Source organism: Pseudomonas alkylphenolica, assembly GCF_000746525.1.
Classification (GTDB): domain Bacteria; phylum Pseudomonadota; class Gammaproteobacteria; order Pseudomonadales; family Pseudomonadaceae; genus Aquipseudomonas; species Aquipseudomonas alkylphenolica.
On the sequence record NZ_CP009048.1, the window covers coordinates 4289404 to 4315027 of the forward strand.

The window sequence follows — 25624 nt, forward strand, 5'->3', positions numbered from 1 at the left end:
CGGAATCAACCGTTGGTGCAACCGTTACCCATGGCGCGGTACTCAAGGGTATGACGCTGACCTTGATGATCTTCGTAGACCATGGTCGCCGGCACGACTTCACAGACATTCGGAATAGTCGACAGACTGATAACCTTGGCAATATCCAGGTTGGTCGAATAATCATACTGTTGAACGACCGGCTGAGCACTGGCAGTGTTAATTTCATCAGCCAGGGCAAAGGAAGACACACCGACAAGGGCAAGAACAAGTAAACTTTTCATAACAATAAGCCTGCAAAGCAATCAAACTAATCGATTGACTTCATTGGCCAATAGCGGCGCGGAGAAGTTGTTACATCAGACACTAAGGACATAACACGAAGTACCGGTCCCCCTGTTACTTTTTTGTGGGGACAAACATAGTTTACAAGTTGCCCGACAGGGTTAAATCCCTGAACCGAACATTCACTGTTACCGGATCTGCAACAATAGAACAGGGTTTTCACCCTCGACAGCTTGCAACTGTAGGTGTAAAAGCCCGGGCCAGAGCCTTGCCGGACGAACGCCGTGACCACCTTACGCTACTGCCTGCTGACCGGCCCCGAGCGGCCATTGCTGAATAAATTCTACAAAACCCAGGGTTCGCCCATGCGCGCAGCCGCGCAGGGGCAGCTCTGGGTCGCTCGAGCGGAGGAAATCGTCGCAGCGCTGTGCCTGACCCCGGTACACGGTGGCAGCTGGCTGACCGGGTTATGGGTGGCGCAAAACTGGAGGGGCCGGGAGATTGCCCGGCACTTGATCGAGACAGCCATGCACAGCAGCGAGGGTACGACCTGGCTGTTCTGCCATCCCGACCTCGCCTCCTTCTACCAGCGCTTGGGCTTCAGCCCCTGCACCGACCTGCCCGCCGCGCTGGCCGAACGCCTGGCGCGTTACCAGCGCAGCAAGCCACTGCTGGCAATGGCCCGGCCTCAGTCGTCGCTGGCAGGATCCAGCCCGGGGAACAACACCTCGGTGTAGCCGAACTTGTTGAAGTCGTGGATACGCGAAGGGTACAAGCGCCCTATCAGGTGATCGCATTCATGCTGCACCACACGCGCATGAAAGCCCTCTGCCAAGCGGTCGATCACCTGCCCTTGCGGGTCGACACCCTCATAGCGGATACGCCGGAAACGCGGGACCACACCGCGCAGGCCCGGTACCGACAGACACCCTTCCCAGCCATCTTCAACTTCGGTGCCTATGGGGGTGATCAGCGGATTGAGCAGTATGGTCTGCGGCACCGGCTCGGCATCCGGATAACGCTCACTGCGCTCGAATCCGAAAATCACCAGTTGCAGGTCGACCCCAATCTGCGGCGCGGCCAGGCCAACGCCGCCGACGTGATGCATGGTCTCGAACATGTCGGCAATCAACTGCTCAAGCTCGGCACTGCCGATCAGTTGTTGCGGTACCGGCGGGGCGATGCGCAGCAAGCGCTCATCGCCCATTTTCAGAATGTCACGAATCATGGGATGTACGACTCACGGGTTCACCTTCCGGCGTGGCCGGGTGATCGAGCGAATGATCGCGTCCCAACCCGGAAACATGCTTTTTATCATGTTCGTGGGGGGCGTCACCGGCTTGTTTCTCACCCGGATTCTTACCCTCGGCAGACATATGCTCAATCACCGCATTCATTTCCGCTCCCAATAACAAAACGGCAGCAGAAATATAGAAATACAGTAGCAGGACAATGATCGCACCAATGCTGCCATACATCGCATTATAGTCGGCGAAGGTCTTTACGTAATAACCGAACGCCAACGAAGCGATGATCCATACCACCACGGCCAGCACCGAGCCCGGGGTAATAAAGCGAAACTCCTGTTTAACATCCGGCATTACGTAATAGATCAACGCCACCGCCATCATCATCAGAATAATGATCGCCGGCCAGCGCAGTATCGTCCACACCGTGACAATGAACTCCTGCATGCCGATCTGCGAGGCAATCCATTCCATGACCTGCGGCCCGAGCACCATCAAAGCGGCCGTGGCCAGCAGCATGCCGGCGATGCCCACGGTATAGATCACCGACAAGGGAATGCGCTTCCACACCGGGCGGCCTTCGACCACATCGTAGGCCGCGTTCATCGCGCTCATCATCAGCCGCACGCCCGCCGACGCCGTCCACAAGGCGATAACGATACCGACCGAAAGCAGGCCGCCCTTGGACTGCTGCAACTGGTCGATCACCGGATTGACCTGTTCCAGCGCCTGCGGCGGCAACACCAGCTCCGACTGCAGGCGCAGCCAGGAGAAAAAGTCCGGCAGGTGCAGGAAGCCGATCAGCGCAATCAGGAATAACAGGAAGGGAAACAGCGAGAACAGCATCTGGTAGGCCAATGCCGAGGCATAGGTAGACATCTCGTCATCGAGAAACTCCTTGACGGTGCGCACCAGCACGCGATGCAACGGCAAGCCGCGCAGGTCGGGGAAAATCATAGCGTCTCCTTTCGCCGCTCGAGGGACATGAGCTTGGCTCCTCACTAAGGTCTGCACTGAAGTCTAAACGACGATCGCCGCCAAGTTGCTATTGTTTGCGGCAGATAGCACAACGGCCACCCTTGGTGGCCGTTGGCTAACTATCCTTACATCGTTCAAGGCTTTTTCACTGCATCCTTGACCTTGCCGGCCACTTGCTGGGCTTCGCCTTTGATCTCCTGAGCCTTGCCTTCGGCGCGTAGCCGGTCGTTGTCGGTAACCTTGCCGATACCTTGTTTGATGTTACCAACCGCTTCGTTGGCCAAACCTTTGACTTTATCTTTGGTGCCACTCATGGGAGTTCTCCTGAAAGGGAAAAACGGGGCTGTCAGCATTGACAGTCTGTGGACCCGTGGTCGTATTCAGGAGTTTCAATTATTTGCTGTATGCGGGATCGATCGCCGCGCCGCTTTATGTTTCGCCGCATTGCCAGCACAATAGCCGACCTTTCAAGCGTCACCCGTAGGAACCTGCATGAAACTCGACAAACCCGCCGCCATCGCCCGTCGTAACCTGGAGCTGGGAAAACCGGTGCTCTCCAGCGACAACACCCTGTTCGCCGTGCTCGACAGCAAGCGCAGCCTGTGGTGGTTCGATGTGCCGGTGAAGCTGGTACTGCGCAAAGGGGCAGCCGACTGGGTCAACCTGCTGCTGCACACGCCCGAGACCGACGAGTTGCAGCACTTGAAGGTGCCGGTGAACTTCCTCAAGGCCCATCTGGAGAAGATGGAAGTGCGCCACCCCGGCAAGCGGCGCTCGACCATCAGCCTGGCGCTGAGCGCTGACCGCGACTCGATGCTCCAGGACCTGCGCCCAGGCGGTGAAAGCCTGAGCTTTGCAGGTTTCAAGCAGGTCTGATCAGACCAGTTCGATGCGGTCAGCGTGGATGACGATGCGGCCATCCTTGTACAAGGCACCGATGGCTTTCTTGAAGTTGCCCTTGCTGACCCCGAACAGATCGCTGATCAACTGCGGGTCGCTCTTGTCGCTGACCGGCAGCACGCCATTGGCATCCTTGAGCTTGGCGACGATCTTGTCGTTGAGGCTGTTGGCCAGGTCCTGGCCAATTGGCTGCAAGCTCAAGGCAATCTTGCCGTCGCTGCGCATTTCCTTGATGTAGCCCTTCTCCTGCTTGCCCGAACGCAGGAACTTGAACACCTCATTCTTGTGAATCAGGCCCCAGTGCTTGTTGTTGATGATTGCCTTGAAGCCCATCGGGGTTTCTTCGGCCACCAGCAGATCAACCTCCTGGCCTACCTTGTAGGTCGCCGGCACCTTGTCGAGGTAGCGATCCAGGCGCGCGGTAGCGGTGATGCGGCGGGTGCGCTTGTCCAGGTAGGCATGCACCACGCAGTATTCGCCGGCTTTCATCTGGCGCTTTTCTTCGGAGTACGGCATCAACAGGTCCTTCGGCAGCCCCCAGTCGAGGAAGATGCCGATGCTGTTGATTTCCTTGACCTTGAGGCTGGCGAACTCACCGACCTGCAGTTTGGTCTTTTCGGTGGTTGCGATCAGCTTGTCTTCGCTGTCCAGGTAGACGAAGACGTTCAGCCAGTCTTCGACCTCGGTGGGCGTGTCCTTGGGAATGTAGCGGTTAGGCAGGAGGATTTCGCCATCCGCGCCGCCGTCCAGGTACAGGCCGAAGTCCGTGTGTTTCACGATTTGCAAACTGTTGTAACGCCCAACTAAAGCCATTTCCGGAAATCCTCTTTGCGAGGTCGGCATTCTACACCCAACCGGCAAAAGGAACCGCAATGAGCCATGCTGATCTATAAAGACAAGCAAGCCACTGCAAGGATTCGCTCATGTACGCCTGCCTGTGCAAGTACCTGCGCCCCTGCCTGTTCCTGCTCGTGCCTGCCCTGCTGGCCGTGGCCTGCAGTCGCATCGACCTGGCCTACCGCAACCTTGATGTACTGGTGCCCTGGACGCTCAACGACTACCTGAACATGAACCGCCAGCAAAAGACCTGGCTCAACCAGCGCCTGAAACAGCACCTGGCCTGGCATTGCCGTACGCAACTGCCAGGGTACCTGACCTGGATCGATGAAGTCCGACAGATGGTCGCCAGCGGCCAGGTCACCGAGCAGCAACTGCAGGTCCGCACACAGCAAGCCAAACAGGCCATCGCCAAGGTCGCGGATCAGATCACCCCTTCCGCGGCGCAGTTGCTCAGGGCCATGGACGATGAGCAGGTGCGCGAGATGCGCCAGGCCTTTACTGAAGACATTCGCGAGCGCCAGGCCAAGTTCGTCAAAACACCCCTGGCCCGGCAGATCCAGGCGCGTGCCGAGCGCATGGAAAAGCGTTTGACCCCCTGGCTGGGCGAGTTAAGCCCGCAGCAACAGGTGCGCATCATGACCTGGTCGCAAGGTCTGGGTGAACAGAACCGTCAATCGATCGCCAACCGGGCGAACTGGCAGGCGCAATTCAGCGAGGCCATGGAACAACGCCAAAGCGCCGGTTTCGAGCCACGCCTTGAACAATTGCTGAAAAACCGCGAAAGCCTGTGGACCCCGGAGTACCGCCAGGTTAATCAGCGCGCTGAACAAGAAGCCCGGCGTCTGCTGGTCGACATCATGGCCCAGAGCAGCGAACAGCAGCGCCAGCACCTGCAGCAGAAGCTGAGCCAGGTGCGTAAAGATTTCAGTGAGCTCAAGTGTATGAAGGGGTAGATCTTATCGCGGGGCAAGCCCGCTCCCACTGGTTAGGTGATCTCTGAACGGCCCCCAAAGGCGTGCAGTTCACTCGGTGGGAGCGGGCTTGCCCCGCGATGCTTTTTCAGCACTCCCGCGCCTTGCGCCTATACGGAAACACATCAATAACCTTACCGCCCCGAATCGCTTCCTGCAGGCTCTTCCAGTAGTCAGCGTCGTACAACTCACCATGCAACTGGCTGAACAGCCGGCGCTGTCCGCTGTCGGCAAACAGGAACGGCGGAAACTCTTCGGGAAACACGTCGAGCGGACCAATCGAATACCACGGCTCGCCGGACATTTCGTCCTCGGGATAACGCGGTGGCGGGATGTAGCGAAAATTGACCTCGGTGAGAAAACAGATTTCGTCATAGTCGTAAAACACCACACGACCATGCCGGGTAACGCCGAAGTTCTTCAACAACATGTCGCCGGGAAAGATATTCGCCGCCGCTAACTGCTTGATGGCCAGACCGTAGTCTTCCAGCGCTTCACGCACCTGGGCGTCGTTGGCGTTTTCCAGGTAGAGGTTGAGCGGAGTCATCCTCCGTTCGGTCCAGCAGTGGCGCACCAGCACGGTGTCGCCTTCCACCTGCACCGTCGAAGGCGCCACCTCCAGCAGCTCGGCCAGGCACTCGGGTTCAAATTTGCTCAAAGGGAAGCGGAAGTCGGAAAACTCCTGGGTATCGGCCATGCGCCCGACCCGATCGACGCTTTTCACCAGACGGTACTTCTCGATCACCGTAGCCCGGTCGACGCTCTTGGACGGCGAGAAACGGTCCTTGATGATCTTGAACACGGTGTTGAAGCCCGGCAGGGTGAATACGCTCATGACCATGCCGCGTACACCGGGCGCCATGATGAAGCGGTCGTCGGTGCTGGCCAGGTGATTGATCAGGGCGCGGTAGAACTCCGACTTGCCGTGCTTGTAGAAGCCGATCGAGGTGTATAGCTCGGCGATGTGCTTGCCCGGCAGGATACGCTTGAGGAAGCTGACAAAGTCGGCAGGCACCGGCACATCGACCATGAAATAGGAACGAGTGAAGGAAAAGATGATCGACACCTCGGCCTCATCGGTGATCAGCGCGTCGATCTCGATGCCGTGCCCTTCGCGGTGCAGCAAGGGGATCACCAACGGCCACTGTTCATCCTGGGTATACAGGCGCCCGACCAGGTAGGCACCTTTGTTGCGGTACAACACCGGTGTAAACAACTCAACCGCCAGCGCCGGATCTTTGCACACCCAGTCCGGCAGGTTTTCACGCAGTTGCCCTTCGAGCCGGACCAGGTCACCGGCAAGGTCGCCATAGGCCACGTCGAAGCAATAATCGTCGAAGACTTGCGCCAGCACACTGGCCAGGCCGCCCTGTGGCCGGTAGGTCCGCGTCTGGGCCGCGCGCTCGTGGCTGCGCAACGAAGGCCGGGTGGTATGGATGAACATGCAGCCATCGCTGATCAGGTCATGGCTGAACAGGCTGCAGAAGATCGAGTTGTACCAGGTCTCGGACAGCTCATCGTCCAGACGCGGGTCGATCAGGCCGATGTACGCGCTTTTGACCAGCGGCCACTGCGCCACCTCCAGCAACACCTCGGCGTCGAACGCCTGATGCAACCAGGCACTGACTTCGCTGACCTTTTCCTCGTAGAGGTTGATCCGCGCCGCCGAGGCGCTCTGGGTCTGTTGCCACTGAGCCTGCTCGAAGCGGGCGCGGGCACCGATGGTGATCTGGCGAAAATGCTCACGGTAATCGTCGAAGCCATCGAGGATCATCCGGGCGATATCGGCGGCCGGCCAGTGCTGGGGCATACATCAGACCTCTGCGGGAATGTCGAAGCCTGAGCTTAGCCAGTCGCCGTGGGCAGGGAAAGCCTGTCGACACGGCTGTATCGGCCAATCTCACCGACTGGCGAATTTCAACGCAAGAAAGGGAGAGAGCGCACCCTGCGTTGTAACGTAAACTCGCGCCCCGCCCCAAAGGACCCGGAGAGCCCCATGAGCCCCATCGCCATTACCCGCCTGTTGATTCTTGCCGCTGTCTGGGGGGCCAGCTTTCTGTTCATGCGCATCATCGCGCCGGTGCTCGGCACCCTGCCCACCGCATTCTTCCGGGTGTCGATCGCCTGCCTTGGCCTGCTGGTGATTCTCGCCCTGCTGCGGGTGCGCTGGGATTTCAACGGCAAGCTCAAGGCCTGCCTGGTGCTGGGCATGATCAACTCGGGGATTCCGGCCACGCTTTACTCAGTGGCGGCCCAGGTGCTGCCGGCCGGTTACTCGGCAATCTTCAATGCCACCACGCCGCTGATGGGCGTGCTGATTGGTGCGTTGTTCTTCCGTGAACCGATGACCCTTGCCAAGCTCAGCGGCATTTTCCTTGGATTGTTCGGGGTCGGCATTCTCAGCGGTGCGGGCCCGGTGGCGTTTGACCACAAGCTGCTGCAAGGGGCCATTTCATGCCTGGCGGCGACCACCTGCTACGGCTTTGCCGGCTTTCTTGCGCGACGCTGGCTCGATCATCAGGGCGGCCTCGACAGCCGGCTGTCGGCCCTGGGCAGCATGATGGGGGCGACCTTGCTGCTGTTGCCGTTGTTTGCTTACAGCGTGATCACCCAGCCACTGGCGAGCTGGGGCGGCTGGGAGGTGTGGCTGTCACTGCTGGGCCTGGGCCTGGTGTGTACCGCGTTTGCCTACATTCTGTACTTTCGCCTGCTCAGCGAGATCGGCCCGGTCAAGGCCAGCACCGTGACCTTCATGATCCCGGCCTTCGGTGTGCTCTGGGGTGCCTGGCTGCTGGATGAGCCACTGTCGATGGCGCATCTGTATGGCGGGGTGTTGATTGCTGTGGCGTTGTGGTTGGTGCTCAAGCCTGCACGCGCCTGAGCTTCCGCACTTGACCTGCGGGAGCTGGCGGAGCCGGCGAGGGTCCGGTACAGACCACAACAAACCGCAGCCGGAGTTTGCGACCGCTGTGCGGTCGATCGCCGGCTTCGCCAGCTCCCACAAGTCCGATGCAGGCCATCAATTGGCTTGACCCACCCTGCTTCTGGTTTCACCAATGAAACCAGTCTTTCACTTCCGTTACCGAAAAAAGCCCTCTTTCCTTGCAGCAACAATTGCCTCGCGCAGTTGTTGTGCAATTTCGTGCCATATAGAAAACCTTGTTTCATATATAAAACAACCAAGTTTTCTTCAAATCCCAGTAAGCCATTAAAAAATAAGAACTTTTACCTTTAAGCGTAGGAGCAATCACAACTGGCATTGTTCATGCACTAAACGGCGTATCACCTATAAAACAGACCAGAGAGCTTCCCCAATGGCTGTGAAAGAGATGTACGCAATCACCCCCCAATGGAATACACCGCACTCCAGGGAAGACCTGGAACCGACCGAAATCGAGTTTCGTAACGTCGGCAAATGTTTCCCGGCCAAGGGCAAGTCCGAGGCGCCCTTTGCCATTCGCGAGGTGAACTTCAAGATTCGTCGCGGCGAAGTGGTATCGATCATCGGTCCGTCCGGCTGCGGCAAGAGCACCATCCTCAACATGGGCTCGGGCCTTTACCGGCCCAGCGAAGGCGAAGTCTTCGTCGGCGGCGAAGCGGTAACCGGGCCGGTGAGCAAGGTCGCTTTCATGTTGCAGAAGGACCTGCTGATGCCCTGGCGCAGCATCCGCCGCAATGTCGAACTGGGCCTGGAAATCCAGGGCATGGCCGCCGCCAAGCGCCAGCCGATTGCCGAAGATCTGCTCAATCGCTGCCACCTGCAAGGCTTTGCCGACCACTACCCGTTCCAGCTGTCGGGTGGCATGCGCCAGCGTGCGGCCCTGGCCCGGACCCTGGCGATCGACCCGCAGGTGCTGTTCCTCGACGAGCCGTTCTCGGCCCTCGATGCGCAGACCAAGATGATCCTGCAACAGGATCTGGCACGGATGCTGTTCGAAGAAAAGAAAACCGCGCTGTTCATCACCCACGACCTGGTCGAGGCGATTGCCATGTCCGACCGCCTGCTGGTCATGAGCGCCCGCCCCGGCACCATCATCGAAGAAATCCACGTCGACCTGCCGTTTCGTGACAACCCGCTGGAGCGCCGCAAGCTGCCGGAAATCGGCCCGCTGGCCGGGCGCCTGATGGAGCTGCTGAAAGTCGGCGAAGACACCGAACTGCATTGATCAACGGCCAACGGCCTATCAACCGATTCAGGAGTACGCATGTTCAAGTCCCTGCAACGCCTGGCGCAGACTTCGGTCATCGCCCTCGGTCTTGGCCTGGCGCTCACTGCCCAGGCAGAGCCAACCAAGGTCACCTACCTGCTGCCTGCGCCGCCCAACTCGCCGGCCTTTGCGCCGTGGATCATTGCCAAGGAAAAGGGTTACTACAGTGCCAGGGACCTGGACCTGACCTTCATCGCCGCCAAGGGTGGTGTGGATGTCGCCAAACAGATCGGCGCCGGCAACGCCATGCTCGGTGGTGCCATCGGTGACACCCCGATCGTGGTCCGCGCCAACGGCATTCCGGTGCGCGCCGTGGCGGTGCTCGGCGCCGGTGGCGTGACCATGATCGCTACCAATGCCGGCGAGAACATCCAGTCGATCAAGGACCTCAAGGGCAAGACCCTGACCGTGATGTCCTATTCCGACACCACCTACTACGCCCTGCTCGCCTCGCTGCGCAAAGCCGGCTTGAGCAAGACCGATGTCGACATCCAGGCCGCCGGCCCATCGGGCGTCTGGCAACTGTTCTCGGCCAACAAGGCCCAGGCCATGGCCGGGGTGCCGGACTGGGTGGTCAACGCCGAAGAGGCCGGGCTGAAGATCAACCTGATTCCTCAGGCACAGATTTTCGAAAGCATGGCCCAGGCCATTCTCGCCTCCGACGACGCCATCAAGCACCAGCCGCAGATCGTCGGCGGCGTGGTCCAGGCCACCCTGCAAGGCATGCGCGACATCATCCAGGACCCGAAAGCCGCAGCCGCCACCTTCGCCAAAGCGGTACCGGCCTATGCCGGCAAGGAAGCGGCGCTGGAGAAAACCTTCCGCCTGTACGTCGAGCATGTCTACGCCAACCAGACCGTGCTCGGACAGATCGACCCGGCGCGCCTCGACGCGGTACGCAAGTTCTACGTCAGCGAAGGCATCGTCGCCAAGGAACCCAAGCTCGACGAGCTCTACAGCAACCAGTTCATCGAAACCACCACGGCCGCGCAATAAGCCTGGATGCATAACAAGGTATTAGCCCGATGAGAAACCTCAACACCTCCGTGCTCGGCAGTATTGCCCTGCTGATCCTGTTCCTGCTGCTCTGGCAGTGGGGCCCCGGCCTGCTCGGCATGCCCGAGTTCGTCATGCCGCAACTGAGCCGCGTGGCCCAGGAAAGCGTGGTGATGTGGCAGTCCAGCGGCCTGCTGCAGCACACCCTGATCACCGCCTTCGAGATCATCGTCGGCTTCGGCCTGGGCGCCCTGCTCGGGGTCGCCATTGGTGTCTCGCTGGGGCTGTCGCCATCGGCCGAGGCCATGCTCTCGCCGTACATCCTGGCCCTGCAGATCGCTCCGAAGGTCGCCTTCGCACCGCTGTTCGTGATGTGGCTGGGCTACACCATCTACCCGAAGATCCTCATCGCCATTCTCATCGTGTTCTTCCCGGTGATGATCAACGTGCTCTCGGCGATCCGCACCGTCGATCCAGACATGATCAACCTGGTGCGCACCATGAACGCCAGCCGCTGGCAGATCTTCCGCCTGGTGGAGTTCCCTTCGGCCATGGCCGCGCTGTTCTCCGGGCTGCGCATCGCCTCGACCCTGGCAGTGATCGGCGTCACCGTCGGCGAGCTGGTCGGCGGCAACCAGGGCCTGGGCTTCCTGCTCGTTGACGCTGAGGGCCAGGGCAATACCGCCGGGGTTTTCGTCGCCATCGTCATGCTCACCCTGATCGGCGTACTGGCTTACGGCGCGGTGGTCTGGGCGGAAAAACGCGTGTTGCACTACCTGCCCAAAGCCATGCTGAGTACCCAATGATGAGCCCATTCAAAACCATGCTTGAAGGCCGCCGCGTGCTGGTCACCGGTGGCGCCCGCGGCCTGGGCTATGCCTTCGCCCAGGCCATCGGCCAGGCCGGCGCACGGGTGGTGATTGCCGACATCCTCGCCGAGCGCGTGCAACAGGCTGCCTGTGAACTGCGCGAGCAAGGCTTGCAGGTAACCGGCGTGACCCTCGACCTGGGCAACCCCGAATCCATCGACGCCTGCGTCGCCGAAGCGAGCGCGGCACTCGGTGGTCTGGATGGCCTGGTCAACAACGCCTCGATCACCAACTCCGGCGGCAAGACCTGCGAGCAACTGGACATCGACACCTGGGACCAGGTCATGCAGGTCAACGTGCGTGGCACCTGGCTGATGACCCGTGCCTGCCTGCCGGCCCTGCGTGCCAGCGGCAAGGGGGCGGTGATCAACCTGGCCTCCGACACCCCGCTGTGGGGCGCGCCGAACCTGCTCGCCTATGTCGCCAGCAAGGGCGCGATCATCGCCATGACCCGCAGCCTGGCCCGCGAGCTGGGCAGCGACAACATCACCGTCAACGCCATCGCCCCCGGCCTGGTGCTGGTGGAAGCCACGGCCTATGTGCCCGAGGCGCGCCACCGCCTGTACACAGAACAACGGGCGATTCAACGCCCACAACTGCCAGAAGACGTCAGCGGCGCCGTGCTGTTCGCCCTGTCCGACCTGTCGCGTTTCATCACTGGACAAACCCTGCCGGTCAACGGCGGGTTCGTCATGCCCTGAGCAAGGAGAAAACCATGACCGACCTTTCCGTACAAAACGACGCGCCCAAGACCTGGGAACAACCCGCAGGCTCGGACCTGGCTGGCTGGATGCAAACCCGCATCGCCCGCTACGAAACCCGCAAGTACGACTGGGATGCACTGAAGTTCCAGGCCGACTACGACCCCAAATTCCGCCGTGCGCAAATGCGTTACGTCGGCACCGGTGGTACCGGGGTCAACAGCGACATGAACACTATTGCTTCGGAAAACTTCACCTTCTCGACCATGGTCATTCCGGCCGGCCATGAGGGCCCGCCGCACATTCATACCGACGTCGAAGAAGTGTTCTTCGTGCTGCGCGGCAAGCTCAAGGTGATCATCGAGAAAGACGGTGAGCGCTTCGAGACCGTGCTCACCGACCGCGACCTGATTTCGGTGCCGCCGGGCGTGTACCGCGAGGAGATCAACATCGGTGATGAAGACGCGCTGATGTGCGTGATGCTTGGCGCGAAAAAGCCGGTCACCCCGACCTATCCGCCAGCGCACCCGCTGGCCTCGATCAAGCGCGGGTAAGCCATGTTGCACGCCACCGACAACTCGCTCGCCGCCCTTGAGGCACAGTTGCCACAGCGCTTCGCGCAGCGTCTGGTGCAACTGGCCGACGGCGCCCAGGCGATCCGCGAAGCCGGGTACGGGCCTGCCATTGTGCTGCTGCATGGCATTGGCTCGGGCGCCGCGTCCTGGCTGCAGGTGGCCGTGCAGCTGAGTCAGCGCGCCCGGGTAATCGCCTGGGATGCACCTGGCTATGGCGACTCCAGCCCGCTGACCGCCTCTGCCCCCAAGGCCGCCGACTATGCCCGGCGCCTGCGGCAACTGCTTGATGCACTGCAGATTGATCACTGTGTGCTGGTCGGCCATTCCCTCGGCGCCCTCAGCGCTGCGGCCCTGGCCTACCAGCAACCGCAGCGGATCAAGCGCCTGGTGCTGATCAGCCCGGCCCGCGGCTATGGCGACCCGGCCCGTGCCGAGCAGGCGCAGCAGGTGCGCAGCCAGCGTCTGCACAACCTCGAGCAACTGGGTATCGCCCAGATGGCCAGCCAGCGCAGCGCGCACATGCTCTCGCCAGCGGCCAGCGCCGAGGCCCGCGCCTGGGTGCAGTGGAACATGGCGCGCCTGATTCCCCAGGGCTATCGCCAGGCCATCGAGTTGCTCTGTGGCGACGACCTGCTGCGCTACGCCGACCTGGCCGTGCCTTGCGAAGTGCACTGCGGCGCCGCCGACAGCATCACCACGCCAGCCGACTGCCAGGCCCTGGCCAGCGCCCTGGGCGCGCCGTTTCACCTGATTGCCGCGGCTGGCCATGCCAGCCCGATCGAACAACCCGAGGCGGTGGCAACCCAGCTTGCCCGGGCCCTCGACGTCTCACTGACAGGTACTGCGCTATGAATGATTCGGATCTGTTGAAGGACAACCAGGACAAGTACATCGTCCCCGGCCTTGAGCGCGGCCTGTTGCTGCTCTGCGAGTTCAGCCGGCAAAACCGTACCCTGACCGCACCGGAACTGGCACGGCGCCTGGAGCTGCCGCGCTCGACCATCTTCCGCCTGCTGACCACCCTGGAAACCATGGGCTTCGTCACCCGCAGCGGCAACGAATACCGCCTGGGCATGTCGGTGCTGCGCCTGGGCTTCGAATACCTCGCCTCGCTGGAACTGACCGAGCTCGGCCAGCCGCTGCTGGCACGGCTGTGCGACCACCTCAACTACCCGAGCAATCTGGTGGTGCGCGATGGTCGCTCGATTGTCTATGTCGCCAAGGTCTCGCCACCCTCGGTGTTCTCCAGTGCGGTCAACGTCGGCACCCGCCTGCCGGCTCACGCCACGGTGCTCGGGCGCATCCTCCTGGAAGACCTGAGTCTGGCCGAGCTGCGCGAGCTGTACCCGGAAGAACACCTTGAGCAGCACTCGCCGTGCACGCCGAAAACCGTGCTGGAACTGTTCGACTTGGTGCAGGGCGACCGCCAGCGCGGCTATGTCAGCGGCGAAGGGTTTTTCGAGCCATCGATCTCGACCATTGCCGCCCCGGTGCGCGATCACAGCGGCAAGGTGGTCGCCGCCATGGGCGTGACCATTCCCACAGCGCAGGTTGGCCATATCAATTTCGACGGTTTGCTCGGTCACGTACGCGGCAACGCCGACGAACTGTCACGCCTGCTCAACTACACGCCTAACGCCGGTTCCGGCCGCGTTACTGCCTTGATGAGGGATTGAGATGAGCAGCCTTTATCAACTGCAAGGCCGGACCGCGATCGTCACCGGTGGCTCCTCCGGGATTGGCCTGGCCTGTGTCGAACAACTGCTTGAAGCCGGTGCTGCAGTGGCCTTCTGCGGCCGCGATCAGGACCGCTTGAACAGCGCCGAAGCACGCTTGCGTGAACGCTTCCCCGAAGCCCGTCTGCTGGCTCAGGTGTGCGATGTGCTGGATACCGAATCGGTGCAAGCCTTTGCCGCCGCCAGCCTGGCCGCGCTGGGCCCGGCGCAGGTATTGATCAACAACGCCGGACAAGGCCGGGTCTCGACCTTCGCCGACACCACCGACGAGGCCTGGAGCGAAGAGCTGCAGCTGAAGTTCTTTTCGGTGATCTACCCGGTCCGCGCCTTCCTGCCACAGCTGCAAAGCCAGCCCGGTGCCTCGATCGTCTGCGTCAACTCGCTGCTGGCCAGCCAGCCCGAGCCGCACATGGTCGCCACCTCGGCGGCGCGCGCCGGGCTGAAGAACCTGGTGCGTTCGATGGCTACCGAGTTCGCCGAAAAAGACATCCGGGTCAACGGCATCCTCATCGGCCTGGTCGAGTCCGGCCAGTGGCGCCGGCGCTTCGAAGCCCGCGAAGAGCGCACGCTCGACTGGCCGCAATGGACCGCGCAACTGGCGCAACGCAAACACATTCCCCTGGGTCGTCTGGGGCTGCCCAAAGAAGCAGCCCAGGCCATCCTGTTCCTGGCTTCGCCCCTGTCGGCTTACACCACTGGCAGCCATATCGATGTTTCTGGAGGCCTGTCCCGCCATGCGTAATGAAAACACTGTCACCGTTGGCGCTGCCATCACTGCGTTCCTCGAACAATGCGAGGTCAAGGCCGCCTTCGGGGTGATCTCGATCCACAACATGCCGATCCTCGATGCCTTCGCCGTGCGTGGCAACATTCGCTTTGTCATGGCCCGTGGCGAAGCCGGGGCGACCAACATGGCCGATGCCTATGCCCGTACCACGGGAGGCCTGGGCGTGTGCCTGACCTCCACCGGCACCGCCGCCGGTAACGCTGCTGGCGCCCTGGTCGAAGCACTGACCGCCGGTACCCCGCTGCTGCACATCACCGGGCAGATCGAAACCCCGTACCTGGACCAGGATTTCGCCTACATTCACGAAGCCCGCGACCAGCTGACCATGCTCAAGGCCGTGTCCAAGGCAGCCTTTCGCGTGCGCAGCGTGGAAACCGCGCTGAGCACCCTGAAACTGGCCGTGCAGACCGCCCTCACCGCGCCTACCGGCCCGGTCAGCGTGGAAATTCCGATCGACATCCAGTCGACCTTCATTCCCATGCCCACCGACCTTTCGCCATTGCCGATCCCGGTCGCGGTGCCAGCACCGGAAGCCCTCGACCTGGTCGCCGAGCGCCTGGCCAGCGCTACCCGTCCGCTGCTGTGGCTCGGCGGCGGTGCCCGGCATGCCGGCGCGCAGGTCAAGCGCCTGCTGGACATGGGCGTCGGTGTCATCACCTCGACCCAGGGTCGCGGTGTGGTCAACGAAGACGACGAGCGTTGCCTCGGCGCCTTCTCACAGAACAAGCTGGTCGAAGGCTTTCTGCAGACCTGCGACGCCCTGGTGGTAGCCGGTTCACGCCTGCGCAGCAACGAGACCTTCAAGTACGCCCTGAAATTGCCCCGCACCACCCTGCGCATCGACGCCAACCCGGCGATCGAAGGCCGCAGCTACTCCAGCGAACTGTTCATCTGCGGCGATTCGGCCCTGGCCCTGGATGGCCTGGCCGATCGCCTGCAAGGCAGGCTGAACATCGACCCGACCTTCATCGATGAACTCAAGGCCGTGCGCGCCCAATCCCGTGCGCAACTGGTCGCCGACCTCGGCCCTTACTCGGCGATGGTCGAACAACTACAGGCGCTGACCGGGCGCAACTTCTCCTGGGTGCGCGACGTGACCCTGTCCAACAGCATCTGGGGCAACCGCCTGCTCAACCTCTATCACCCGCTGTCTGGCGTGCATGCCTTGGGGGGCGGTATCGGCCAGGGTCTGGCCATGGGCATCGGCGCCGCCGTCGGCGCAGCAGAAACCGACCCGCAGCGCAAAGTCTTCGCCCTGGCCGGTGACGGCGGCTTCATCCTCAACCTCGGTGAGCTGGCGACCCTGGTGCAGGAAAAAGCCAATGTGGTGATCCTGCTGATGAACGACCAGCGCTACGGCGTGATCCGCAATATCCAGGACGCGATCTACGGCGCCCGCCATGCCTATGTCGAACTGCACACCCCGGACTACACCAAGCTCGCCGAGTCGATTGGCCTGCGCCATGGCCTGGTCAGCGACCTGAAAGACTTCGGCCCGGTGCTCGACAACGCCCTGAGCCAGGGCGGGCCATTCCTGCTGGAGGTCGACATGCTCAGCGTCGGCGGCTTCGCCACCCAGTTCGCAGGTCCCCCCAACAGCGAAACCAAAGCCCAGAAAGCCACGGCCTGAGGACTTGAGCATGCTCAATATCACCATGATCGGCTGCGGCGCCATCGGCGTTGCGGTGCTGGAACTGCTGGAGAACGACGCGCAACTGCGCGTCGAGCAGGTGATCGCCTCGGCCGGCTCCGAAGCCCTGGTGCAACAGCGCCTGGCCAGCTTCAAGCGCCCACCGCAGGTGCTCACCGCGCTGCCCGCCGAGGCGCGCCCGGACCTGTTGGTCGAATGCGCCGGTCACCTGGCCATTGAAGAGCACGTGCTACCGGCGCTGGAGCGCGGCATCGCCTGCCTGATCGTCTCGGTCGGCGCGCTGTCGGAGCCGGGCCTGGTCGAACGCCTGGAGGCTGCGGCAGCGCGTGGTAATACGCGTATCGAGCTGCTGCCCGGCGCCATCGGTGGCATCGATGCGCTGTCGGCGGCCAAGGTCGGCGGTCTGGATTCGGTCGATTACACCGGCCGCAAACCGGCCAAGGCCTGGAAGAACACCCCTGCCGAGCAGGTCTGCGACCTGGAAGCGATCAGCGAAGCCACGGTGATTTTCCACGGCAGCGCCCGTGAAGCCGCGCGGCTGTACCCGAAGAACGCCAACGTCGCCGCTACCCTGTCGCTGGCCGGGCTGGGCCTGGACCGCACGCGGGTGACGCTGATCGCCGATCCGCTGAGCGAAGAAAACGTCCATCACTTCGAAGCCCGTGGCGCCTTTGGCGGCTTCGAGATGAGCCTGCGCGGCAAGCCGCTGCAAGCCAACCCGAAGACCTCGGCCCTGACCGTGTACAGCGTGGTCCGTGCCCTGGGCAACCACGCGCATGCCATTTCCATCTAGGGGAACGTTGATGACTCTGGAACAGACTTTACCCATCTGCATCGCCGGCACCTGGCGCCTGGGCGGCGGTGACCGCTACGCCACCTGCTATCCGGCCACCGGCGAGCCGGTGGCCTGGCTCAATGCCGCCAGCCTCGACGATGTCGAGCACGCCGTACAAGGCGCACACCAGGCCTTCCTGTACAGCGGCTGGGCACAACGCAAACCGCACGAACGCGCGACGGTGCTGTACCGCATCGCCGAACTGATCCGTGAGCGTGGCGAAGAGCTTGCGCAACTGCAGCGCCAGGACAACGGCAAGCCGATCAACGAAACCCGCGCCCTGGTCGCCAGCGCTGCCGGCACCTTCCAGTTCTTCGCCGCTGCCTGCGAAACCCTGGAAGAGACCATCACCCCATCGCGCGGCGATTTCGTCAGCATGAGCGTCTACGAACCGATGGGCGTGGTGGCCGCCATCACCCCGTGGAATTCGCCGATCGCCAGCGAAGCACAGAAAGTCGCTCCGGCGCTGGCCGCCGGCAACGCGGTGGTGATCAAGCCGGCGGAAATCACCCCGCTGCTGGCCCTGCAACTGGCACAGATCTGCGAAGACGCAGGCTTGCCCAAGGGCCTGATCAGCGTACTGCCAGGCAAAGGCTCGGTGCTCGGTGACGCCTTGACCCAGCACCCGCTGATCAAGCGCGTGTCGTTCACCGGCGGCACCCGGACCGGTAAACACATCGCCCACATCGCCGCCGACAAAATGATGCCGGTATCGCTGGAACTGGGCGGCAAATCGCCGACCATCGTCCTCGATGACGCCGACCTGGATCACGCTGTGGCCGGTGTGCTGTATGGCATTTTCAGCTCCTCGGGGGAGGCCTGCATTGCCGGTTCGCGGTTGTTCGTCGCCCGCGCCCTGTATGAACCGTTCTTGCAGCGCCTGGTCGCTGGCGCCGAGCGTCTGCGCCTGGGCGACCCGGCCGATGAGTCCACGCAGATGGGCCCGCTGATCAGCGCTGCGCACCGTGAGTCGGTCGAGCGTTACGTAGCACTGGGCCTGGTCGAAGGTGGGCGTCTGCTGCTTGGCGGCCAGCGTCCGAGCGGCGGCATTTTTGACCAGGGCTACTTCTACCCGCCGACCATTCTCGAAGGCCTGACCAACAGCCAGCAGACCTGCCAGGAAGAGATCTTCGGCCCGGTGCTGGTGGCGATGCCCTTCGACAGCGAAGAACAGCTGATCGAACAGGCCAACGACAGCCTCTATGCCCTCGCCGCCGGGATCTGGAGCCGCGACTACAAACGCGCCTGGGCCCTGGGCCGCAAGATCCAGGCCGGCACGGTGTGGATCAACACCTACAAGCAGTTCTCCATTTCCACCCCGTTCGGCGGCTGGCGTGACAGCGGCCTGGGTCGTGAAAAAGGCCGCCTGGGGATCCTCCAGTACATGGAACAGAAGAGCCTCTATTGGGGCATGAACGAACAGCCACTGGCCTGGGCCGGTGTGGAGGCAAGCTCATGAGTGTGCTCGGTATCGATGAAGTCACCTATGGCGTTGAAGACCTGGACACCTGTGTGCGCTTCTTCAGCGACTGGGGCCTGACCAAGGTCAGCGAAAAGCCGGACGAAGTGATCTTTGAAACCCTCAACGGTTGCCGGGTGGTGCTGGCCGATATCAACAAAGCCGACCTGCCAGCGGCCATCGAACCCGGTTCGACCGTACGCGAAGTGGTCTGGGGCGTGGAAAGCGCAGCCGATCTGGCCCTGTACAGCCAGCGCATCGCCAACGACCCGGGCTTTGTCGAAGGCAACGGCCGCGTCGGTTGCACTGATCCCAACGGCCTGGCGATCCGTTTGCAGGTGACCCGCAAGCGCGTGCTGGAGATCGAATGCAGCGGCCACAACACCTGGCAGACCAAGGGCCGGATCAACAAGCCAGCGCCGGTCTACGAGCGCGCCACGCCTATAGAAGTCGGCCATGTGGTGTTCTTCGTCAAGGACGTCAACACCTGCGAAGCGTTCTACCACGAGCGCTTCGGTTTCCAGGCCTCGGACCGCTACCCCAATCGCGGCGCCTTCCTGCGCACCGCCGAGGAAGGCGGCCACCACGACCTGTTCATGCTCCAGCTGCCCGCGCCGCGAGCCGGCCTGAACCATGTCGCCTTTACCGTGCGCGACCTGCACGAAGTGTTCGGCGGCGGCATGCACATTTCGCGCAGCGGCTGGACCACCGAGATCGGCCCGGGCCGTCACCCGGTGTCGTCGGCGTTCTTCTGGTACTTCAAAAACCCGGCGGGTGCGCTGGTCGAGTACTACGCCGACGAAGACCAACTGACCGGCGACTGGCAACCACGCGAGTTCGAGCCTGGCCCGACGGTGTTCGCCGAATGGGCGATTGCCGGTGGCATCGATGGCAACACCCGGCGCCAGCAGCACGTCGAAGCGCCGCAAGGCAAGTTCCTTACCGACAAGCCCAAGGGTTAGACCATGAGCGAATCCATGCTGCTGACCGTCGTGCTCAAGCACGACCAGTCGAAAAACCTGGAGCAGATCCAGGCGCACATGAAAACCATGGGCTGGTGGCACAGCTTCCCGCCCGAAGGCGTCGAGGTGGTGTCCTGGACCGTGGCCATGGGTCTGGGCCAGATCGTCACCCTGCGCCTGCCACCGAGCTTGTTGAACAAGGTCAATGTGGAACTGGAACGCTCCGCCTGGGGCGTGTTTCGCACCGAATGCTATCCAACGTACGACTTTGTCCCGGTCCGCGAAATGATCCGCGAACGGGTCCGCAATGGAGGTCAATGACATGAGCAACACCGAACGCTACCTGGAGCCTCATCAGGCCCGCAAACGGCCCAACACCCAGTTCGAGGAACTGCTTGGCGACTCCATCGAGCGCGCCTACGGCAATGGCGTGACCCAGCTGCCCGAGCTGCTCGCGCACTTGAACCTGGCCGGCCCGCCCTGCCCGCTGACCAGCGGCGAATGGACCGAAGACTCTTACAAAACCCTGATGGCGCGGCTGGGCGCATGACCCGCCGGAGGTAAAAACAAGATGAATATGCAATTCACCGTCGACCCTGTTGAGAATCACCTGGCCAATGGCCTCAAAGACCTCTGGTTTCCGGTCCTGCCGTCGGAGCTGCTCGGCGAAAAGCCGCTGTCGGTGCGGCGTCTGGGCTACAAGATCGCTCTGTGGCGCGACAACGATGGCAGCGTGCATGCCCTCGAAGACCACTGCCCGCACCGCGGCGCCCCGCTATCCCAGGGCCCGGTGCTGGGTGACCGCCTGCAGTGCCCGTACCACGGCGTCGAAGTGCGCTGCGACGGCACCGTAACCAAGGTGCCCGGCAGCCCCGGTTGCAAACTTGAAGGCAGCCGCCCGACGCGCATGTTCCACACCCGTGAAGCGGCCGGCGCGATCTTCCTGTTCAACGCCACCGATCCGCACCTGGAGACGCCACCGCAGCTGGTGCTGCCCGAGCAGCTGACCTCGCCCGAGTGGAGTAGCTTCCTCTGCTACACCGAGTGGAAAGGTGACTACCGCTACGTGCTCGACAATGTCATGGACCCGATGCACGGCACCTACCTGCACAAGATGTCGCATTCGATGAGTGAAGGCGAAGCCACCGCCAGGTTCGTCACCCGCGATACCGACCAGGGCTTCTTCTTCGAAAAGGAAGGCCAGCGCGGGGTCAACTTCGACTGGACCGAATTCCTCGACAACGGCTGCCACTGGCTGCGTCTGGAGATCCCTTATCCGAAAACCGGCGGCCCGGGCGGCAACTTCACTATCATCGGCAGCTACACCCCGAGCAGCCGTAGCCTGTCCGCCGTATTCCACTGGCGCGCGCGGCCCCTGACCGGCTGGCAGCGCGACACTTGGCGCTTCCTCTACAAAAACCGCCTGGAAGCGCGCCACTGGGCCGTGCTGGAACAGGACCGGGTGCTGCTGGAGTTCATGGAAGCCGACGCCAACCAGCGTGAAAACCTCTACCAGCATGACCTCGGTGTGGTGCGCCTGCGCCGATACCTCAAGGGCAAGGCCAAGGAGCAACTGGCGCTAATCGAAGCGAAGCAACTGTCATGAGCCAGGCCGTGCAGCGAATCCAGGCGCAGGCCTTGGGCGAGCTGGCCACGGCCAGTTGGTCCAACGCCCTGCTGCTCGGCAATGAACTGGTGATGTCCGGGATGACCGGGCATCCGGCCACCCGCCAGGCCGCCGAAGCCGGTGCCCCGCTCGATGCCTATGCCCAGACCTTGCTGGTGCTGAACAAGGTCCGGGCGCTGGTGGAAGCGGCTGGCGGGCACATCGGCAATATCTACCGGTTGACGGTTTACCTCACCCGGATTGCCGACAAAGACGAAGTGGGTCGCGCCCGCCGCGACTTCTTCGCCTGCTTTACCTGCTACCCCACCTCCACCCTGGTCGAAGTGAGCGCCCTGGTGTTCCCGGAACTGGTGGTGGAAATCGAAGCCAGCGCCCGGCTCGACATTGACATGCGCACTGCGCCAACGAGGTGAATGATGTCCAACTCCTCTACCATCACGGCGCTGGTGCACACCCTGCGCCACGAAGCCGAAGGCATTATCAGCGTCGAACTGCGCCCTTGGGGCGATACCGTGTTCGCGCCGTTTGAAGCCGGCTCACACATTGATCTGCACCTGCCCAACGGTCTGGTGCGCAGCTATTCATTGCTCAACTCGCCGAGCGACCAGGGTCGCTATGTGGTTGGCATCCTGCGCGACCGCAACAGCCGCGGCGGTTCGGCGTTCGTTCATGAGCAGCTGCGCGTCGGCAGCCAGTTGAACATCTCGCAACCGCGCAACAACTTCGCCCTCGACCCGCACGCCAGTCATAACGTGCTGGTCGCCGGTGGCATCGGTATCACCCCGATCTATTGCATGTTCCGCCAGTTGCTGGCCCTGGGTAAATCCGCCGAGCTGGTCTACTGCGCCCGTTCGCGCAAGGAGGCGGCGCTGCTGGAGCAACTCAGCGGCCTCGATGCAAAAGTGGTCTATCACTTCAATGACGAGAAAGGCGCGGTGCCGGACCTGGCCCATTACCTGGCTGGCCAGCCGCGTGACACCCATTTCTACTGCTGTGGCCCGACGCCGATGCTTGATGCCTTCGAAAGCACCTGCGAAAGCCTCGGCTATCCCCATGCGCATATCGAACGCTTCACCGCGGCCGAATTGCCACCTTCGGAAGATGCCCAGGACAGCTACAGCGTCGAACTGAAAAAGTCCGGCAAGACATTGAACATCGAGCCGGGACTGAATCTGCTCGATGTGCTGCTCGAAGCCGGATGCGACATCGAATACAGCTGCCGCGAAGGGGTCTGCGGGTCGTGCGAGACCCGCGTTCTTGAAGGCGATATCGACCACCGGGACGGGGTGCTGACCAAGGCGGAACGGGCAGCGAACAAATCGATGATGGTCTGCGTGTCCGGCTGCAAGAGCCGACGCATGGTGCTCGACCTGTAACTGTTTATCAGCATTACGCGCGCAATTGACCGGCACCCTGTGTGCCGGTTTTTTTTGACCCATGGGGTTAAAAAATAGCCTGCTAATTATCCACTCACAAAACAAGCCACGCTTTATTAAAGCGCCTTGTGCAAATAAACCGCACTGCAATTGCGCAGCGTTGTTACTTAATCTCCAAGCCGTTCCATCCACGGTACAACTTCACCCGTTTCAAATATAAACAATTGTTTTTAATAGCTTTTACCCAAAAACAGACCACCTGTCCGCAGTGGCACAGTTCCTGCTCTTTCCCTATCGCATCCAAACATAAAACAACGTACCGCCTATAAAACAATAAAAACCCAACACCCCCAGCCAAGTGCGCAGTATCGCTGATTCCCGTTTAACGCCTTGTTCAAGGCGCCGGGCAGCTGTTGCCCACAGAAATGGCTCAACCTTGCAGGGCATGATATGAACAAGTACGTGGTAAGCCTGGGCCTGATCCTCAGCAGTTGCGCAAGTTTCGCCTCCGAACCCGGCCCGGCCGCCCCCGACCAACCGCCTGCGGTAAAAAAGCCGTTCCCGCACATCGCCTGGCGCAGTGACGATGGTCAGAGTTCATTGGATATTGGCGGCGCCCTGCGGATGAACTACCGGGATGAACATTGGGACACTACCGAGAACAACGGCCGCTTCCTGTTCGATACCTTCCGTCTGGATGTGCAAGCCACCCACAAGCAGCTGTTCAGCGATGTCGGCTACTGGTTCCAGGACGACGGTAAACGCTCCATCGACCGCGGCTACGTCGGCTACCGCTTTACCCCCAATGCCAACCTGCAGGTCGGCGCACCGTTCAAACCCTTCGGCCTTGAGCCCTACCCGCAGTTTGGCTGGAGCTACCACATCCCGTTTTTCATGGGCTATGGCGTTAGCGCCGGCACCGGTCTGAAGTACAGCTACAAAGACCAGGACTGGGACCTGCAACTGGGCTACTTCCCGCGCATGCTGCCCAGCGGTATCCGCTACTCGCCGGAAGTCGGCCGCTTTGCCGACCTGAACGACAACGCCGTGCCCTTCACCCAATCGCGCCAGGACAACGAAAAGCGCAACCAGGTCAACGCGCGGCTCGCGCGGACCTTCAGCGGTGATGGCTGGAAGACTGAAATCGGCGCCTCATTGGCGGCTGCCGAACTGTACAACGCCACCACTGACGACGATGGCGACTACTGGGCCGGTGGTATGCATGCGGTCGTCAACGCCGGGGCGTGGACCGTGACCAGCCAGGCTATCCGCTACGAATACGACCCGAAAAACCCCGACGGGGTCAGTAACGATTCGGTACTGATGGGCGGTAACGGCCTGACCCCGGCCTACCTGATCGCCGCCAAGGCCACCATCGCCTCGCTCAACATCGGCTACGACATCTTCACCCCCAACCTTGGGCAGTTGAAGAAGATCAAACTGTACAATGACTACAGCCGGATGATGAAAGACAAAAACGGCTGGGACGATTCGCAGATGTATACCGTCGGTGCCCAGTTTCTGGCCATGCCGATCATGGCCTGGGTCGACTTCACCTGGGCGAAGAACGCCAACCCCTTCGGTGGCGCGGAGAACGGCACCGGCTGGACCAGCACCAGCTCCATCGGCAGCAACGACTGGTACTACCGCACCAACATCAACATTGGTTATTACTTCTGAAGCGCAAGCCGCCCGGCAGGCGCCGGGCGGCGACACGGCCTAGTCCGCCTGAAGCTGGGCAGCGGGCGCCGCTGGCTTGCGGAACACAAACAGCAGGCCGATCACGATCAGTCCCATACCCAACAGGCTCAACGCCGCCAGACGGTTACCGAAGATCAGGTAGTCCATTACTGCCGTCACCGCGGGCACCAGGTAGAACAGGCTGGTGACATTGACCAGGTTACCCTTGGCAATCAGCCGGTACAGCAACAGCGTCGCCAACAGCGAAACCACCAGCCCCATCCACAGCAGAGCGCCGATGAAACTGCCGGTCAGCTCGACATGCAGCGGCTGCAACGGCGCAATCACCGCACACATCAGCAACCCGGCAACGTACTGCAGCGGCAGGGTACCCATGGGGTTGCTGGTGATGCGCTTTTGCATGATCTAATGTAGTCAAGCGGTTTTTTTAAAAAATGAACAAAGTAGATCAAGGTTCAAATTGAATCGGACCGAGGCCTCTAAATTTCGGTGCTGGGGTTGGAAATGTGTTTCTGAAGGACGTTCAGAACCCTTCCGGCCGGCTGAGCTCTTCCTCTGACAACACGCATGCACGAAGCAAGACGACAGTGGTGGCAATCTCAGGCCTTCTTGAGAGCAGCTCCTGACTAGATACAGATCTACAGCTCTGACAGCTGAGGTAGTAGGCAGGACGGATCACAAGCGAGCTCGCTTGCGATGCGATACAGCTTCTCAACCGTGATGTTTACTTCGCCACGCTCAATCCGCCCCATATAGCTACGGTCGATGTTGCAGGCTAGCGCTAATGCATCTTGAGAAACCCTCCGGGCCTTTCTCTGTGCCCTGATGAGTTCCCCCAACGCTTTCGCCAACGTATCCATGCCCGCCTCAATTTCACATGAGGCAGCACTATCGTGCGTTTGCGGACGCTGGAGCCACGGATTATAATCCGCATTTCTTTT

The 25624-nt window shown here is 61.6% G+C and carries 29 protein-coding genes and 1 pseudogene; 22 read left to right on the top strand and 8 right to left on the bottom strand.

Features of this window, described 5'->3' with window-relative positions; genetic code table 11:
• Nucleotides 1-5 precede the first annotated feature (5 nt).
• Nucleotides 6-263: a DUF2790 domain-containing protein gene (locus PSAKL28_RS19635; RefSeq protein WP_038613628.1), complete on the bottom strand. Its 258-nt coding sequence runs from the start codon at nucleotides 261-263 to the stop codon at nucleotides 6-8.
• A 285-nt stretch (nucleotides 264-548) separates the two neighbouring features.
• Between PSAKL28_RS19635 and PSAKL28_RS19640 the strand changes: the two genes are divergently transcribed.
• A complete protein-coding gene (locus PSAKL28_RS19640; protein WP_038613629.1) occupies nucleotides 549-1001 on the top strand; it encodes a GNAT family N-acetyltransferase in 453 nt (150 codons plus the stop codon).
• Here PSAKL28_RS19640 and def read toward each other — a convergent pair.
• From def to PSAKL28_RS19655, 3 genes are all read right to left on the bottom strand, one after another.
• Entirely contained in the window at nucleotides 953-1492 is a 540-nt protein-coding gene (gene def, locus PSAKL28_RS19645; RefSeq protein WP_038613630.1) for a peptide deformylase, read from the bottom strand. The genes PSAKL28_RS19640 and def overlap by 49 nt on opposite strands.
• A complete protein-coding gene (locus PSAKL28_RS19650) occupies nucleotides 1482-2468 on the bottom strand; it encodes a YihY/virulence factor BrkB family protein (RefSeq protein ID WP_038613632.1) in 987 nt (328 codons plus the stop codon). The genes def and PSAKL28_RS19650 overlap by 11 nt, the downstream gene beginning before the upstream one ends.
• 155 nt (nucleotides 2469-2623) lie before the next feature.
• Nucleotides 2624-2803 (bottom strand): CsbD family protein, encoded by a 180-nt coding sequence (locus PSAKL28_RS19655; RefSeq protein ID WP_038613633.1) that lies wholly within the window; start codon nucleotides 2801-2803, stop codon nucleotides 2624-2626.
• Between the two features lie 178 nt (nucleotides 2804-2981).
• Between PSAKL28_RS19655 and PSAKL28_RS19660 the strand changes: the two genes are divergently transcribed.
• Entirely contained in the window at nucleotides 2982-3365 is a 384-nt protein-coding gene (locus PSAKL28_RS19660; RefSeq protein ID WP_038613634.1) for a hypothetical protein, read from the top strand.
• On the opposite strand, the gene PSAKL28_RS19665 is transcribed toward PSAKL28_RS19660, so the two are convergent.
• A complete protein-coding gene (locus tag PSAKL28_RS19665) occupies nucleotides 3366-4202 on the bottom strand; it encodes a CvfB family protein (protein WP_038613636.1) in 837 nt (278 codons plus the stop codon).
• 110 nt (nucleotides 4203-4312) lie between these two features.
• Here PSAKL28_RS19665 and PSAKL28_RS19670 point away from each other — a divergent pair, with 110 nt between their 5' ends.
• A complete protein-coding gene (locus PSAKL28_RS19670; RefSeq protein ID WP_038613637.1) occupies nucleotides 4313-5182 on the top strand; it encodes a DUF6279 family lipoprotein in 870 nt (289 codons plus the stop codon).
• Between the two features lie 106 nt (nucleotides 5183-5288).
• Here the strand turns inward: PSAKL28_RS19670 and aceK are convergent, their stop codons facing one another.
• Entirely contained in the window at nucleotides 5289-7010 is a 1722-nt protein-coding gene (aceK, locus tag PSAKL28_RS19675; RefSeq protein ID WP_038613639.1) for a bifunctional isocitrate dehydrogenase kinase/phosphatase, read from the bottom strand.
• Between the two features lie 186 nt (nucleotides 7011-7196).
• Here aceK and PSAKL28_RS19680 point away from each other — a divergent pair, with 186 nt between their 5' ends.
• The 19 genes from PSAKL28_RS19680 to PSAKL28_RS19770 all read left to right on the top strand — a co-directional run bounded on the left by PSAKL28_RS19680 (nucleotide 7197) and on the right by PSAKL28_RS19770 (nucleotide 24662).
• Nucleotides 7197-8081: a DMT family transporter gene (locus PSAKL28_RS19680; RefSeq protein ID WP_038613640.1), complete on the top strand. Its 885-nt coding sequence runs from the start codon at nucleotides 7197-7199 to the stop codon at nucleotides 8079-8081.
• A gap of 448 nt (nucleotides 8082-8529) precedes the next feature.
• A complete protein-coding gene (locus PSAKL28_RS19685) occupies nucleotides 8530-9366 on the top strand; it encodes an ABC transporter ATP-binding protein (protein ID WP_051939648.1) in 837 nt (278 codons plus the stop codon).
• Between the two features lie 39 nt (nucleotides 9367-9405).
• Nucleotides 9406-10404, top strand: coding sequence for an ABC transporter substrate-binding protein (locus tag PSAKL28_RS19690; protein ID WP_038613644.1), 999 nt, complete (start codon nucleotides 9406-9408; stop codon nucleotides 10402-10404).
• A gap of 29 nt (nucleotides 10405-10433) precedes the next feature.
• Nucleotides 10434-11210, top strand: coding sequence for an ABC transporter permease (locus tag PSAKL28_RS19695; RefSeq protein WP_038613646.1), 777 nt, complete (start codon nucleotides 10434-10436; stop codon nucleotides 11208-11210).
• Complete coding sequence (locus PSAKL28_RS19700; protein WP_038616883.1) at nucleotides 11210-11974, top strand: SDR family oxidoreductase; 765 nt, start codon at nucleotides 11210-11212, stop codon at nucleotides 11972-11974. Before PSAKL28_RS19695 ends, PSAKL28_RS19700 begins: the two co-directional genes overlap by 1 nt.
• Before the next feature lie 14 nt (nucleotides 11975-11988).
• Nucleotides 11989-12528, top strand: a complete 540-nt coding sequence (locus tag PSAKL28_RS19705; protein ID WP_038613648.1) for a cupin domain-containing protein — start codon at nucleotides 11989-11991, stop codon at nucleotides 12526-12528.
• A gap of 3 nt (nucleotides 12529-12531) precedes the next feature.
• Nucleotides 12532-13401 carry an alpha/beta fold hydrolase gene (locus PSAKL28_RS19710; protein ID WP_038613650.1) on the top strand — a complete coding sequence of 290 codons (870 nt, stop codon included), beginning with the start codon at nucleotides 12532-12534 and terminating at the stop codon, nucleotides 13399-13401.
• Entirely contained in the window at nucleotides 13398-14225 is an 828-nt protein-coding gene (locus PSAKL28_RS19715) for an IclR family transcriptional regulator (RefSeq protein WP_038613652.1), read from the top strand. Before PSAKL28_RS19710 ends, PSAKL28_RS19715 begins: the two co-directional genes overlap by 4 nt.
• 1 nt (nucleotide 14226) lies before the next feature.
• Nucleotides 14227-15027 carry an SDR family oxidoreductase gene (locus PSAKL28_RS19720; RefSeq protein ID WP_038613654.1) on the top strand — a complete coding sequence of 267 codons (801 nt, stop codon included), beginning with the start codon at nucleotides 14227-14229 and terminating at the stop codon, nucleotides 15025-15027.
• A complete protein-coding gene (locus PSAKL28_RS19725) occupies nucleotides 15020-16702 on the top strand; it encodes a thiamine pyrophosphate-binding protein (RefSeq protein ID WP_038613656.1) in 1683 nt (560 codons plus the stop codon). Before PSAKL28_RS19720 ends, PSAKL28_RS19725 begins: the two co-directional genes overlap by 8 nt.
• Before the next feature lie 10 nt (nucleotides 16703-16712).
• Entirely contained in the window at nucleotides 16713-17516 is an 804-nt protein-coding gene (locus PSAKL28_RS19730) for an aspartate dehydrogenase (protein WP_038613657.1), read from the top strand.
• A 10-nt stretch (nucleotides 17517-17526) separates the two neighbouring features.
• Nucleotides 17527-19017 carry an aldehyde dehydrogenase gene (locus PSAKL28_RS19735; RefSeq protein ID WP_096335685.1) on the top strand — a complete coding sequence of 497 codons (1491 nt, stop codon included), beginning with the start codon at nucleotides 17527-17529 and terminating at the stop codon, nucleotides 19015-19017.
• Entirely contained in the window at nucleotides 19014-19979 is a 966-nt protein-coding gene (locus PSAKL28_RS19740) for a VOC family protein (protein ID WP_038613666.1), read from the top strand. Before PSAKL28_RS19735 ends, PSAKL28_RS19740 begins: the two co-directional genes overlap by 4 nt.
• 3 nt (nucleotides 19980-19982) lie before the next feature.
• Nucleotides 19983-20300, top strand: a complete 318-nt coding sequence (locus PSAKL28_RS19745) for a hypothetical protein (protein WP_038613667.1) — start codon at nucleotides 19983-19985, stop codon at nucleotides 20298-20300.
• Nucleotide 20301: 1 nt separating this feature from the next.
• Nucleotides 20302-20529 (top strand): recombinase-like helix-turn-helix domain-containing protein, encoded by a 228-nt coding sequence (locus PSAKL28_RS19750; RefSeq protein WP_038613668.1) that lies wholly within the window; start codon nucleotides 20302-20304, stop codon nucleotides 20527-20529.
• A 21-nt stretch (nucleotides 20530-20550) separates the two neighbouring features.
• Entirely contained in the window at nucleotides 20551-21585 is a 1035-nt protein-coding gene (locus PSAKL28_RS19755; RefSeq protein ID WP_084589130.1) for a Rieske 2Fe-2S domain-containing protein, read from the top strand.
• Nucleotides 21582-22019 (top strand): Rid family hydrolase, encoded by a 438-nt coding sequence (locus PSAKL28_RS19760; protein WP_038613670.1) that lies wholly within the window; start codon nucleotides 21582-21584, stop codon nucleotides 22017-22019. Before PSAKL28_RS19755 ends, PSAKL28_RS19760 begins: the two co-directional genes overlap by 4 nt.
• Nucleotides 22020-22022: 3 nt before the next feature.
• The gene (locus PSAKL28_RS19765) at nucleotides 22023-22982 is read left to right on the top strand and encodes a PDR/VanB family oxidoreductase (protein WP_038616887.1); all 960 of its coding nucleotides are present in this window, start codon (nucleotides 22023-22025) and stop codon (nucleotides 22980-22982) included.
• Between the two features lie 450 nt (nucleotides 22983-23432).
• Complete coding sequence (locus PSAKL28_RS19770; protein WP_038613671.1) at nucleotides 23433-24662, top strand: putative porin; 1230 nt, start codon at nucleotides 23433-23435, stop codon at nucleotides 24660-24662.
• A gap of 39 nt (nucleotides 24663-24701) precedes the next feature.
• Here PSAKL28_RS19770 and PSAKL28_RS19775 read toward each other — a convergent pair.
• Together PSAKL28_RS19775 and PSAKL28_RS19780 are read right to left on the bottom strand one after the other, a co-directional pair.
• A pseudogene (locus PSAKL28_RS19775) lies at nucleotides 24702-25088 on the bottom strand (EamA family transporter); the annotation flags it as partial.
• A 233-nt stretch (nucleotides 25089-25321) separates the two neighbouring features.
• Nucleotides 25322-25543 carry a helix-turn-helix domain-containing protein gene (locus tag PSAKL28_RS19780; RefSeq protein ID WP_038613673.1) on the bottom strand — a complete coding sequence of 74 codons (222 nt, stop codon included), beginning with the start codon at nucleotides 25541-25543 and terminating at the stop codon, nucleotides 25322-25324.
• Nucleotides 25544-25624: the final 81 nt, after the last annotated feature.